Source organism: Planococcus chinensis (assembly GCF_042681545.1).
GTDB classification, from domain to species: domain Bacteria; phylum Bacillota; class Bacilli; order Bacillales_A; family Planococcaceae; genus Planococcus; species Planococcus chinensis.
This window is the reverse complement of record NZ_JBHUFW010000025.1, coordinates 56,820-69,419: the sequence shown is the minus strand read 5'-3', so window position 1 is coordinate 69,419 and position 12,600 is coordinate 56,820. Positions and strand designations below refer to the sequence as shown.

At 52.0% G+C, this 12,600-nt stretch carries 13 protein-coding genes; 3 read left to right on the top strand and 10 right to left on the bottom strand.

Features of this window, described 5'->3' with window-relative positions:
- The first annotated feature begins 191 nt into the window (after positions 1–191).
- Positions 192–422 carry a hypothetical protein gene (locus ACFSDB_RS18365; RefSeq protein ID WP_204893308.1) on the top strand — a complete coding sequence of 77 codons (231 nt, stop codon included), beginning with the start codon at positions 192–194 and terminating at the stop codon, positions 420–422.
- 229 nt (positions 423–651) lie between these two features.
- Here ACFSDB_RS18365 and cydC read toward each other — a convergent pair whose 3' ends face one another.
- The 5 genes from cydC to ACFSDB_RS18340 form a co-directional block, all read right to left on the bottom strand.
- The gene (gene cydC / locus ACFSDB_RS18360; RefSeq protein ID WP_204893309.1) at positions 652–2,358 is read right to left on the bottom strand and encodes a thiol reductant ABC exporter subunit CydC; all 1,707 of its coding nucleotides are present in this window, start codon (positions 2,356–2,358) and stop codon (positions 652–654) included.
- On the bottom strand, positions 2,355–4,079 hold the full coding sequence (gene cydD / locus ACFSDB_RS18355; RefSeq protein ID WP_204893310.1) for a thiol reductant ABC exporter subunit CydD: 1,725 nt from the start codon (positions 4,077–4,079) through the stop codon (positions 2,355–2,357). The genes cydC and cydD overlap by 4 nt, the downstream gene beginning before the upstream one ends.
- Positions 4,080–4,530: 451 nt before the next feature.
- On the bottom strand, positions 4,531–5,262 hold the full coding sequence (locus tag ACFSDB_RS18350; protein ID WP_204893311.1) for a ZIP family transporter: 732 nt from the start codon (positions 5,260–5,262) through the stop codon (positions 4,531–4,533).
- A 77-nt stretch (positions 5,263–5,339) separates the two neighbouring features.
- Positions 5,340–5,957, bottom strand: coding sequence for an NAD(P)H:quinone oxidoreductase (wrbA, locus tag ACFSDB_RS18345; protein WP_204893312.1), 618 nt, complete (start codon positions 5,955–5,957; stop codon positions 5,340–5,342).
- Between the two features lie 238 nt (positions 5,958–6,195).
- The gene (locus tag ACFSDB_RS18340; RefSeq protein WP_204893313.1) at positions 6,196–7,839 is read right to left on the bottom strand and encodes an AMP-binding protein; all 1,644 of its coding nucleotides are present in this window, start codon (positions 7,837–7,839) and stop codon (positions 6,196–6,198) included.
- A 156-nt stretch (positions 7,840–7,995) separates the two neighbouring features.
- Here ACFSDB_RS18340 and ACFSDB_RS18335 point away from each other — a divergent pair, with 156 nt between their 5' ends.
- The gene (locus ACFSDB_RS18335; protein WP_204893314.1) at positions 7,996–9,153 is read left to right on the top strand and encodes a class I SAM-dependent methyltransferase; all 1,158 of its coding nucleotides are present in this window, start codon (positions 7,996–7,998) and stop codon (positions 9,151–9,153) included.
- The gene (locus tag ACFSDB_RS18330; protein WP_204893315.1) at positions 9,150–9,404 is read left to right on the top strand and encodes a hypothetical protein; all 255 of its coding nucleotides are present in this window, start codon (positions 9,150–9,152) and stop codon (positions 9,402–9,404) included. Before ACFSDB_RS18335 ends, ACFSDB_RS18330 begins: the two co-directional genes overlap by 4 nt.
- A gap of 50 nt (positions 9,405–9,454) precedes the next feature.
- Here the strand turns inward: ACFSDB_RS18330 and ACFSDB_RS18325 are convergent, their stop codons facing one another.
- The 5 genes from ACFSDB_RS18325 to nfsA all read right to left on the bottom strand — a co-directional run bounded on the left by ACFSDB_RS18325 (position 9,455) and on the right by nfsA (position 12,572).
- The gene (locus tag ACFSDB_RS18325) at positions 9,455–9,688 is read right to left on the bottom strand and encodes a hypothetical protein (RefSeq protein ID WP_204893316.1); all 234 of its coding nucleotides are present in this window, start codon (positions 9,686–9,688) and stop codon (positions 9,455–9,457) included.
- A gap of 209 nt (positions 9,689–9,897) precedes the next feature.
- On the bottom strand, positions 9,898–10,317 hold the full coding sequence (locus ACFSDB_RS18320) for a hypothetical protein (RefSeq protein WP_204893317.1): 420 nt from the start codon (positions 10,315–10,317) through the stop codon (positions 9,898–9,900).
- 149 nt (positions 10,318–10,466) lie between these two features.
- Positions 10,467–11,189, bottom strand: coding sequence for an alpha/beta hydrolase (locus ACFSDB_RS18315; protein WP_204893318.1), 723 nt, complete (start codon positions 11,187–11,189; stop codon positions 10,467–10,469).
- A 24-nt stretch (positions 11,190–11,213) separates the two neighbouring features.
- On the bottom strand, positions 11,214–11,828 hold the full coding sequence (locus ACFSDB_RS18310; RefSeq protein WP_204893319.1) for an NAD(P)-dependent oxidoreductase: 615 nt from the start codon (positions 11,826–11,828) through the stop codon (positions 11,214–11,216).
- Between the two features lie 12 nt (positions 11,829–11,840).
- A complete protein-coding gene (gene nfsA, locus ACFSDB_RS18305; protein ID WP_204893320.1) occupies positions 11,841–12,572 on the bottom strand; it encodes an oxygen-insensitive NADPH nitroreductase in 732 nt (243 codons plus the stop codon).
- Positions 12,573–12,600: the final 28 nt, after the last annotated feature.

Below are 12,600 nucleotides of genomic sequence, written 5' to 3'. Positions count from 1 at the left end.
TCCTTATACGGGCTCATCGTCCCGGATAACTTATTATCCTTATCATAAAGAATCCGGCCCCTGCAAAAAAGACATAAACGTTTGGTTTAGACATGACACTTGTCATATCTTTCTAAGAATTTCCGCTTTCTTAAAACCCTTTGCCGCGTTATACTTTTAGTAATCAGAAAAATCAGAAAGGTGTGGACGGAGTGGAAGGAATAATTGCCATTGTCATGATTTTCTCGATTCCTTTAACAGCTATCATCACTACCCATTTGCGCAAACAGACTGCCGCTAAACAGAGACTGATCGAGTCGCAAGTGGAGCTCGAGAAACTCAAGCATGAAAATTACATCATCGAAACACAGAAGATGCGGGTCGAGCTGGAGCAGATGCGATTGAATGATGCCAAAGAACGCCAGAGTCTCCTAACGAAATGAAAAAAAGCTATCTTAAAAAGCCATAATTGAAGACCAAAGGAGAAAAAGCAATGCTTTTTCTCCTTTGGTCTTTTCCTTACTCTATAACGGCTGATGGGAATGGAGGCGGCGACTCCAGCGGGACAGCGAAGTGACGAAATCCACTCGGACGCTAGTCCGAGTTAGTTCGGCGCGAGCCCGCGGAAAGCGTCCGCCGCAATGGACATCAGCCCTTTTAGGACAGTCTCTTTCATGCGAAAACGCTTTTTTCAATTTCTTTCATTTCATAGAAGTAGCCTTTTCGGTCCATCAATTCCGTGTATGTGCCGCTCTCCACGATTCTGCCAGCTTCCATGACAATGATCTGGTCCATCTCTTCAAGACCTGACAAGTCATGGCTGATCACGACGAATGTATCGGTTTTATGCGCTTCAAAAAGAGCCGCGTAAATCGTTTTGGCAGTGGCGCCGTCCACCGATGACAGCGGTTCGTCCATCAGCCATAGCGACTGCCCTTTCAAGAGCGCCCGCGCAATCGCAAGCCGCTGCTTTTGGCCGCCGGACAAGTTCTGCCCTTTTTCCTGAACCACTTGTTCGAGAGCCAATCCGTCCAGCATGACGCGGTCCAGCGCTTCTTTGAGCTCCCTGTCGCTTGCTGCTTCATTTGCGATCTGCAGATTGCTTTTGACGGTGCCAAAGAAGAAATGGTTTTCCTGCAGCACCACATTCATCCGTCCCCACAGGTTTTCCGGATCCAGTTCCCCAAGCGCATGCCCATTGAAACGGACCGTTCCTCCATCAGCCGGAAGCACGTTCAGCAAAAGCTGCAGGAGCGTAGATTTTCCGGAACCGCTCGGCCCGACAACTGCATTTTTTGTGCCGGATTTTATTGCCAGCCGTAGATCCTTGAGCGCTGCACGCTCTTCGCCGGGGTAGGTGAACGTTGCCCCGTCCACTTCGATTCCGATTCCACCCGGCGGCAATTCCAGACTGCCGGTTTCCGGCCGCCCTTCTTCCACAACTTCATCCAGGCGCATGGCCGCTTTCCGGTTTTCTTCAAAATGGGCCGGGAAAACCGCCATTGGAGCGACGTTCTCAAATGCCCCGATCGAGATCATCACCAACATGGCCAAATACAAGCCGTCCAATTCGCCTGCCGCTGTGAAATAAGCCCCGATGCCAAGCACGGCAAGGGAAGCCAAAAGCGCAACAAGCGCATTGGCAGACTGGCTCAAATTCTCTTCCAGCCCTTCTTTCCGCTGCTGCTCTTCGTATGCTTCAGCAAACGCCTTCAGTTCCCGCTCTTTGGCCTCCAGTTCCTGATGGATCTTCAGATCACGGAAGCCGTAGATGAATTCGGTCGCTTCGGTCGAGAGCGCGGCCCGGATTTTCCGCTTTTGCGAACCGATCTTGCGCTGCCGCCAGGCGAAAATGGCCGGCACTGCAAAAATCGTCAGCAGCATCCCAGCTGCAATCGCGAGCGCAATCCAAACCGAGAAGTACATGCTGAAAAAGATGGTGCTCAAGAACACAAGCCCGAGGACAATCGGCGGATACAGGACCCGGAGCAGAAAGTTCTGCAGGCTTTCCACGTCCCCGACGATGCGCGCCAGCAAGTCGCCGCTCCGGAAGCGGACAAAGATGCCCGGTGCGAGGGGCGCAAGCTTTTCAAAAAACGAGGAGCGTAAATCGCTGAGCATGGTAAATGTGGCCCGGTGCGAGAATAGGCGTTCCGCATAGCGGCTGAGCGCCGAGGCCAAGCCGAACAATTTCAACCCTGCTCCCAGAACGATCAACACGGTGATCTGTGACGTCAAGGCGGCTTTTGATATCAAATAGCCGCTTGATGCCAACAGCGCGACACCCGCAAGCCCGGCAATAAAGCCGAAGAAGACAGCAAGCGAAACATCTCTTTTTTCACGGAGCGTCAACCATAATACGTGCTTCAATTGCCTCACTGTGCCACCCCTCCTGTCTGCATAGCGAACAGGCCGTTATACGGCTGCCCGGCGTCTGCGAGTTCTTCGCGGGTTCCGGACGCTGCCACTTTTCCGTCTTCAAGCACCAAAATCCGGTCCGCCTGTTTGACGGTATGCAGCCTGTGGGCAACCGTCAAAATCGTTGCCCGCTTGCCGAGCTCTTGGATCGAACGCTGCAGAATCTGCTCTGTCTTCAAATCAAGACCTGTTGTCGGTTCATCAAACAGCACAATGATCGGCTGCTTCAAAAATGCCCGTGCCAATGCAATCCGCTGCTTTTCCCCGCCTGATAGCCCTCTTCCGGATTCGCCAATCGGCGTGTCAAAACCTTTATCAAGCGAGCGGATCAATTCCGAGATGCCCGCCTGTTCCGCCGCAGCGGCCACTTCTTCATCCGTCACCGTGCGGCCGGCTCCGATAGCGATGTTTTCGCGGATGCTTCCCGCGAACAAATACGGGTGCTGCGAAATATAACTCATTTTGGCGAACCAAGAGCGTTCGGCAATTTCCTCGCGCGGCATCCCGTTCACCCGGATGCTCCCGTGCGATACCGGCAGAAGCCCCGCAATGCTATGGAGCAGCGTGGACTTTCCCGAACCGCTTTTACCGATGATGGCAATTTGGCTCAAAGAAGGGATATCCACGGATACCGGGCCTAACCCGAACCCTTCCCCGTACCGGAATTCCAGGTTGTCCAATGTCAGATGAACCGGCCCTTCCGGCAGCTCCGCAGAACCGAACTGGACATTCCGGCGCTCTTTTGCCAGTTCCTCAGACAGCTTGCCTGCCGCTGCCGCACTGCTGCGCCCTGTGTGGAATGCACTCCCGAAGTCTTTTAGCATATTGAAAAAATCGGGAACCAGGATCATGACGAAAAAGGCGGTGAAAAAGGTCAAGCTGTCAAAGACGACCAACCGAAGGCCGATCTCAAGCGCAATGATCCCCATGCTCAGCATGGAAATGTATTCAAGCGCCAACGATGACAGGAACGCGGATTTCAATACATCCATCGTGGCGTCCCGGAAATCGAGGCTGCTTTTTTTAATCGTTGCCTTTTGACGCTCTGCCTGCCCAAGAAGCTTCAGCGTCGGCAATCCTTGGAGGACATCCAGGAATGTGCCTGAAAACCGGCCCAGTTGCTCCATTTGGGCATCCGCTTTTTCCTTGGTCCGAATGCCCACCAGTGCCATGAAGACCGGAATAAACGGGGCTGTAATCAAGATAATCAGCCCGGTGACCCAGTGCTGGCTGAAAATGACGGCGAGCAAGATGAGCGGAATGGTATACGTTTGGATCATCTGCGGAATGTATTTATTGAAATAACCATCCGTTTCGTCGACGGCATCCAAAAGCAGGCTGACTTTTTGTCCGGACTGCCCTTGGAATGACGACAACAGCGGATCGCTTGCAAATGAAGCGATGAGTTTCTGCCGCAGCTCCCGCTTTACTTTTGAAGCCAGTTCTACGCCCGACCGGCCGATGGCATATCCGCTGGCAACCCGAAGCAAAATCGCCGCCAGCAAGCCGAATAAGAGCGGAACAATCTCCCCAAACGAAGCCCCTCCCAAGAAGACGTCAGTGGTGACCCATACAAAAAACAAAGCCTGCCCGACCATTGCCAGCCCTTTCAGGACTGAAGCAACCGCCAGGAATGCCATGAGCTTTTTCTGTTGATATGCGAGCTTTTTCAACTCCACCATGCCATTCTCTCCTTTAACTTTCCATGTTTCCATTATAATTCATCTGAGACTGTAATCCGCTGCAGCCGCCCGGGTTTGCGGCATAAATCCTGGGTTTGTTACAGCGTTGTTCACAAATCGAATAGTTTTCCCCAAAAGAAAAAGCCGGAGGATTTCCCTCCGGCTTTTTCTCAAGACATCTCCATTTCAGTTTCCCGATCAGACAAGCTGCTAAGAACCGTATACAAAAAAGAGATGTCCTCTTTGATTTGAGTTTTCACGTAATCATTTGCACAGGTCCGATACTCATGGTTCAGCTTATTCAATTCATATTCGAAGACCATTTTTTCTTCTTTTGTGATCACTAATTACACCCCAAAAATTTTATTTCCATAATCCGTCTTTATGCCGCTACATTTTTGCTAGCATAACAAGAAAACGTGTAATATTCCACTAATAAGCAAAAAATTATTTATATTAATAGCAATATTACGGAATAACCAACTACACCCATGCAAAAAGAACCAAAACTGCTTTCTCGTTCTTCCGGCAGTTCTTCCTTTAAAACGTTCAGGATGACACCGCCTGCCAACAGCGCTGTCAGGATGGAAATGGCCAGTTCACTGACTTCGGCAATGACGCCGATGCCCCAACCGATCAGGATTGCAGCAGCCAAAAGCCATCTTCCGTATTTATCGTAATCTTCTTTATGGGTTTCCCGCAGCCCTTTGTCGTTCGTGATAAAGTGGACGCCCATCGCGATAAAGAACAGTACCATGCCCCATTCGCTTTCGTATTCTTCACGCACCAGCAAATAGCCGATCAGCGCATTGTAGAGCGTGAACGAGCCGATATGGACCCAGAAAACGCCGTCTCTCGGTTCATCTGGCCGGTGTCCTTTATGCCGCCGTTTCGAAGATTTGACCATCTGTTCCAAGCCATAGAAGAGAATGAGGCCGATCATCGCAACCACATAAATATGGCTTTCCAGAAAACTCCATCCTGAATTTTCGATTTCCCCTCTCAGGTTTTCCTGGAATACGCCGAGTTCGGGCAGCAGGTGCAGGAAAACATAGGCCACCGAAATGCCGCCTGCGGCTGAAAGGAGCCGGCTCCGCGGAACGGTTTTCAGGAACGTCATTCTTTTTGAAAAGACATGGAGGAGCACCAATCCGATCACCAGTGCAAAACTGAGCCACAACAAACGTTTCAGCCCCTTTCAAAAAAAATAAGACAGGCGGACATTCACCGCCTGCTTTAAATCTTGCTTTTGTGTGATTTTCACAATTGGCTTTGACCGCTTTTCACCCATCCTGCAACTTCCACTGTCCGTTTAGCCTGGAATTTCACTGCCGCTTCGACATCTTCAACCATATTTCCCTCTTGGTCGACTGTCACGCTGGTGCCGTATGGGTTTCCGCCAGCTGCAAACAAGACAGGGTCGTTATAGCCTGGTGCCGCTACAATTGCACCCCAGTGGAACATTGAAGTATAAACCGCCAAAATCGTCGCTTCCTGGCCGCCATGCGGATTTTGCGCAGAGCTCATCGCACTTACTACTTTGTTTGCAAGTTTCCCCTGTGCCCATAAGCCGCCCGTTGTATCCAAGAATTGCTGAAATTGGGATGTTACATGCCCAAAGCGTGTCGGGACGCTAAATATGATGGCGTCTGCCCAATCCAACAAGTCCGGTTCTGCTACAGGAATATCCTGGGTGGCATCAAAATGTGCTTTCCAAGCAGGATTAGACTCAATCGCTGCTTGTGGGGCGTTTTCCTGTACTCTAGCCAGTTTGACTTCTGCGCCTGCTTCAGCGGCGGCTTCTTCAGCCCATTTTGCCATTTGATGATTCGTGCCGGTAGAACTGTAGTAGATGACTGCTAATTTGATATTTGCCATTTTTTTCTCTCCTTTTCGATTCGAATTTCCAATCGTATCTTGTAAATCGAGAAATAATATTCCGAATCCGAGACTTCAATACACTATTCTTTCCCCTATCCACCAGAAGCCTAAACAGGGAATTGTCCGAAATCTTTAAAATGCCGGATGGCGCCGTTGTATGCCATCCCTTTATCAATCGAACAGCAGCATATATAAACAAAAAACCTCCCGCAATAGCATTTGCGGGAGAACAGTATCATACATTCGCTTCTTTGCTGCGCTCGATCGCGATTTCCCGCAGCTTGAATTTCTGGATTTTCCCGGAAGCTGTCATCGGGTATTCCTTTGTGAATTCGATATAGCGCGGAATTTTGTGGTGCGAGATTTTGCCTTTGCAGTATGTCCGCAGCCCTTCAGCGTCCAATTTCTCGCCTTCTTTCAAAATGATCCAAGCCATCAGCTCTTCCCCGTATTTCGGGTCCGGAACGCCGACCACCTGGACATCCTGCACCGATGGATGCTGATAGAGGAACTCTTCGATTTCCCGCGGGTAGATATTTTCTCCGCCCCGGATGACCATGTCCTTGATGCGGCCGGTTACCGCAATATAGCCATCTTCATCTTCAACGGCGATGTCGCCCGTATGGAGCCAGCCTTCCGCATCGATGGCGCCCCGCGTCGCTTCCTCATTTTTATAATAGCCCTTCATGATATGGTACCCGCGTGTGCACAACTCGCCCGGCACGCCGGCCGGCACCCTTTCATTCGTCGCGGGATCGATAATCTTCACTTCCACTTCCGCATGGGGCTTGCCGACGGTTGACACGCGTTTTTCGACGTCATCGTCCGCACGCGTCTGAGTGATGACCGGCGACGATTCCGTCTGGCCGTATGCAATCGTAATTTCAGATGCTCCCATATCGCTGATGACTTTTTTCATCACTTCAATCGGGCACGGCGAACCTGCCATGATGCCGGTGCGCAGCGTCGATGTGTCGAAAGAGGCAAAGTCCGGATGGTTCAATTCCGCGATGAACATCGTCGGCACACCGTGGAGCGCGGTGCACTTTTCATCCTGCACCATTTGCAGGACTTTTTTCGGTTCAAACTGTTCGGCGATGACCATCGTCGACGCATGGGTGACCGCTGCCATCGTCCCCAGCACACAGCCGAAGCAATGGAAAAACGGCACCGGGATGCACAGCCGGTCCTTTTCCGTCAGGTTCATGGTATCGCCGACAAGTTTGCCGTTGTTGACGACATTGGCATGCGTCAGCATGACCCCTTTCGGAAAACCGGTCGTCCCGGATGTGTATTGGATGTTGATGACGTCGTCCGGGTCCATGGACGAAAACCGCTCTTCCAATTCGGCAGCTGAGACACCCGTCGCGAATGCTTCAAATTCACTCCATGTATAAATTCCCGGATAGTTATTCTCCCCCATCAGGATCACCCGTTTGAAATGCGGCAGCTTTTCACTTTTGACGTCCCCTTTTGGGGCATCCTGCAATTCCGGGCAGACGGTGTTCAGGATATCGATGTAATTCGAGCCTTTGAATTCTTCCCCTAGAATCAGTGTCGTAGCATCGGACTGCCGCAGCAAGTACTCCAATTCGCTCGCCTGGTAGCTGGTGTTGACCGTCACCAGGACGCCGCCCATTTTGCCGGTCGCGAATTGGCTCAAGAGCCAGTGGCGTTTATTGTCCGACCAGATGGCGATGTGTTCGCCCTTTTCGATGCCGATGCCCATGAACGCTTTGGCGAGCCGGTCCGTTTCTTCGTCGAACTCTTGGTAGGTCTTGCGGATGCCATGCTCCGGATAGACATAGGCTTCTGTCTGCGGATGCTGGGAGGCTGCCTCCCGCACCACTTGCCCAACTGTTTTTTGTACAATCGCCATTTGAATCCCCCTTATGTAAACGCTCTCATCACCCTCCTATATTATCACAAAATTCCAAACCTTGTGAACCGCTTCCATTGCCCAAACAGGCGGGTCGCTCTTTCCCCTTGCCCCGTGATAAAATAAAACCATTATGCATGATGAAAGGAACGAGCAATGGAATTCCAAACAATGAACGAACAATTGGCGGAGCGGCTGGAGCGCAAGGAACTGGTTTCCGGCACCATCAGTCAGCCCCGTTCCAAGTCGAACGGCGTTAAACGCGTGAAACTGAAGCCCGTGGAGATCAAAGGCCAGTACCTCGTCCAATTCGAGTATCAGCATGAGCACGTGCTGAAACACGAAAACCTGCCACTTGCAGAAGCAGCCGGCAAGTTCGAGGAGCTGTTCGGCGAGTTCCGCCAAGGGCTCATCCAGTTCAGCACGGAACGGATCCAGATTCAACTGTCCAAAAAGTTCAAGGTCTCCTGGAAAGCGGAAGAGACCGCTGCCAAAACCGCTGAACTGGCCCACAACCGCCAAAAGCAGTATTTGCTGCAGGACGGGATTCCGTATCCGTTCCTCGTACGGCTCGGCGTCCAAACCCCTGACGGCAAAGTGAAAAAGCAGAAATACGATAAATTCCGCCAGATCAACCGCTTTATCGAATTTATCGACGATGCGCTTGCCCACCTGCCGAAAGACCGGACTGTGCGAATCCTTGATTTCGGTTCCGGCAAATCCTATCTGACGTTTGCGCTCTACCATTACCTGCGCATCGAAAAAGGGCTCGACCTCCGTGTCACTGGCCTCGATCTGAAAACGGAAGTCATCGAGGAATGCCAGCGCATTGCGGAAGACCTGCAGTACAGCCAACTCGAATTCCTTGTTGGCGACATCAATGATTACAACGAAGAATCCGCAGTGGATATGGTCGTGACGCTGCATGCCTGCGACGTGGCAACTGATATGGCCCTGGCCCGGGCAGTCAAATGGAATGCCAAAGTCATCCTCAGCGTCCCTTGCTGCCAGCACGAACTGAACAGCCAGATCCAGGCGCCCGAGCTCGGCGTCATGCTGCAGCATGGTCTGATCAAGGAGCGGTTCAGTGCGCTTGCCACAGACTCTATCCGTGCGGAGCTCCTGTCGCTGGTCGGCTACGAAACCCAGCTGATGGAATTCATCGACATCGAGCATACACCGAAAAACATCCTGATCCGGGCCTACCAGACCGGCAAAATACCGGCACCTGGACAATTGGAACGCTATCAGGCGTTCACCGGATTATTATCGGCGAAGCCGTTTCTTGAAAACGAATTAAAGGAGCTCCTATGAAACGAAAAAACCTGGTCAACGGCATCATTCTGGCATTTTCCGTCATCTTCATCCGCTTTATCGATGTGCGGATCTACGACATGAACTTGATCGTCACGCTCCTTCTGACGGCGGGCCTGATTTACGGCTTGATGAAAGTGGTGGACCGATTTCCGGCACTCGAGGCGCCTGTCGCCAAGCGCACTGCAAACATCACCAATATCGTCGTCATCGCTGCTATTTTCATCGCCTTTTTCGCGCTTGGCTTATGATACTAAAAAAGACCGTCAGTCTTCCAAAGACTGACGGTCTTTTGCTGTTTTCAGGAAATCCGGTTGTCGTTAGATGCATCGATTTCGAGTTGATAATTTTTTCTGTACTCCCGGGACTCAGCTGCTGCGAGCACCAGAAATACGCCTGCCAGAAGAAACGCGGGAAGCGACCCTTGATAGAACCCCCAGGCCAGCGCTGCGACGATTGCTGCGAATAAAAACCCCATGGCTTTTGCAGATTTGCTGTTCTGTTCTTTGATCTCTTTCAAATCCAGTTTATTCATCCTTTGCATTCCCTCCCAATACACAGCATTATACGAGAACCACTGCAAAAGGGAAGAAAAAAGTGCCAGTTTCACAGATTCTTAACATTTGGTTATGGCCAAACAGCTGGCGAATGGCCATACTCATAGGTTGCCTTCACAAAAAAAAGGACAAGCGGAATGGCCGCTGTCCTTGGTCGAACGATTGATGCTCACTCTGCACGCCCCGTTCACGGACGGTTGGCGTTCGGTTCTTCATCAGCTTCCGATTGGATCGCTTCATGGATGTAGCTTTTCACCGGTTCGAGCGTCAATTGCAGCCCGCTTGTCTCCAAATTATTTTCGAGATAGTCGAGCTGGTGCTCTTCTACGGCATCGGATTGAAGATTCAATGTATCGTTGATGTACAGCATCCCTTCATTGGTCGCCATCGGCGCCGGCGCGCCTTCACCATTGCGTTTTTCCGCTTCTTCGATGCCGATAACCAATCCTTCATCCTGCAGCTCTTTCATGGCTTTTTCATAGCGTTCCTTGCCGATGCCTTCCGCAAGGCGTCCGTCAAGCGCTTTCACCTCATCGAATGTGGCACCTTTGTAATACTGTGCATAATAGGCCATCAACACCTGTTCCTTATCCAGCAATTCTTTCATGGAAACCCCTCCAGTAAGTATCGTTTACTGGTTCATTCCCTTTTTCGATGGCCATTATGCATCGGGAAGGATGCGATATTGAAAATCCCGCCGAAAAAGGAGCAGACCGCCTGCTCTCCGCCACGGACTTCAGGCAGGACAGCCAGCGCTTATTTATTGGCCATCCAATTGATCAGCGCCTCGGCCGTTTGGTCCTGCTGCTCGAACGGGCCGATTTCGGCCGGCAAATCGTTTTTCTGCTCGCCGTACACGCCAAATTGGGCGTGGTTGCCTCCAGCAATTTCAATGAACTCGCTGTTTGCCGAGAACTGCATCCGCCGCCCCTCGATGTCTTGAGCAGTTGTCAATCCGTCGTTCTCCGCTGACACCGACAGCATCGGCAAATCGCTCAATGCAAAATCGCCTGACGGATAAGCAGCCAGAAAATAAAGGCCGCCCAGCTCGTCTTGGTGTTCTTCCGCGTATTGGGCTGCAGCGACACCGCCGAGCGAATGGCCGCCGATAAACCATTTTTCGACTGCCGGATAAGCGGCAATCACCTCATCTGCCCGATCCGCAGCCAAAATCGGAAATTTCAGCGGCATGTCCGGTATGGACACCGTATAGCCAGCTGCTTGCAGCTTTTCAGCGAGATAGGCGTAGGCCGCTGCCTCCACTTTCGCTCCCTGGTACAAGATGACGCCTTTGCCATTGGCATTTTCCGGATGGAAAACAAGTCCGGAGCCGTCCCGTTCAATTGCCGCCAGATCTACCCGCGCCAGCAGTTCTTTGCTCGGCCCGTAATCGAATTGCGCGTAAGCCACAAAACCGGCAGCGGCTGCCAAAAGTAGAACAGCGACTGCCAAAAGCAGCCGGATGCTCCATTTCTTCATGTTTCCCAGCTCCCCGCTCTTCTTTTAATACGCTAAACCAACGCGGGACTTCAGGAACGCTGCTTGTTCCAGCTCGCTGTATGCAAATTCCGCGGTATCCCCTACTGTGATTTCCCGTCCGCCTTCCGGCAGGAAATCCTTCTCTGTCCGGTAATTGCCGCGTGCTTCCCCGTCCGGCAAATAGGTTGGACACACAACTGTCCAGTCTAGTCCGCTGTTTTCGAGCAGGCGGAACGCTTTTTCATGCTCTTCTGCTGAAAATGTCAGCTTTCTGTTGGAATCGCCGCCTTGGTAGCGGAGCACTCCTGGCGTCAGGCGGCTGTTGAGGATGCCGGCCGTGCCGATGGTGATGATCCGGCTGATGCCGCGCTTTTCCATCGCGTTGATGATCAGCGGCATCGCTTGGGACAAAGTGGTCGTCCGGTCCGTGCCAAGGGCACAAAAGACCGCTTCCGCCCCTTCGATCGTCCGCTCGACGTCTTCGGCATTGCGGACATCGCCAAGGAGAACTTCAATGCCGGGAAGCGGCTCCAGTTTCTTCGTCCGCACTAATGCTTTCACTTCATGTCCCCCGGCAAGTGCACGCTTCAGCCATTGCTGGCCTACACGGCCGGTGGCGCCAAACATCGCGATTTTCATGGTCTTCCTCCCTTATTTAAAGTGGTAGCCTTTTTTCGCCAGCACTTCTTTGATGTCTTGCCGGCGCGGCTTTCTCAGGAACTGCGCCATCTGCTCGCTCCAGGTAGCCTGTTTCTGGTTGGTGCTGCGCGCTTCGTAGTAACGCGCCATCGTTTCGTCGTAAGCCGGCAGCAGGGTTTCGTATTTCGCTTCATCGTATTGATTTTCGTGGAGGATGGCTTCGACCGGCAGCCGCGGCTTCACTTCATTGGCTTCATTCGGCACGCCGACTGTCAGCCCGTATACCGGAAATACACCGTCCGGCAGCCCGACCAATTCGCTGACCGCTTCCATATTATTGCGCACGCCGCCTATGTAGCAGATGCCGTAGCCTTTCGATTCTGCAGCGAGCGCCAGATTCTGCGCCAGCAAGCCGACGTCGGTCACCGCCACAATCAGGTTTTCCGCCTGGTCGAAGACGATCGATTCGCCTTGGAGTTTGCCTGCATGCTTCAACCGGTTGTAATCGGCGCACATCAGGAATACGGCACCTGCGCCTTCCATCTGCTGCGGATTGCGCGACAGCTCTCCGAGCGCCTTCCGTTTTTCAGGATCTTTCACCCAGACGATTGAATACGCCTGCACAAAATGGGAAGTGGCCGCGTGCTGCGCCGCTTCGATCAGCTCGCTGACCTCTTCTCGCGTCAATTGCTTGTCTTTGTAATCACGCACAGACGCGTGGGATTTCATCAATTCGATAACCATGTCACCTAACCCCTTTCCGTTGTTTCTT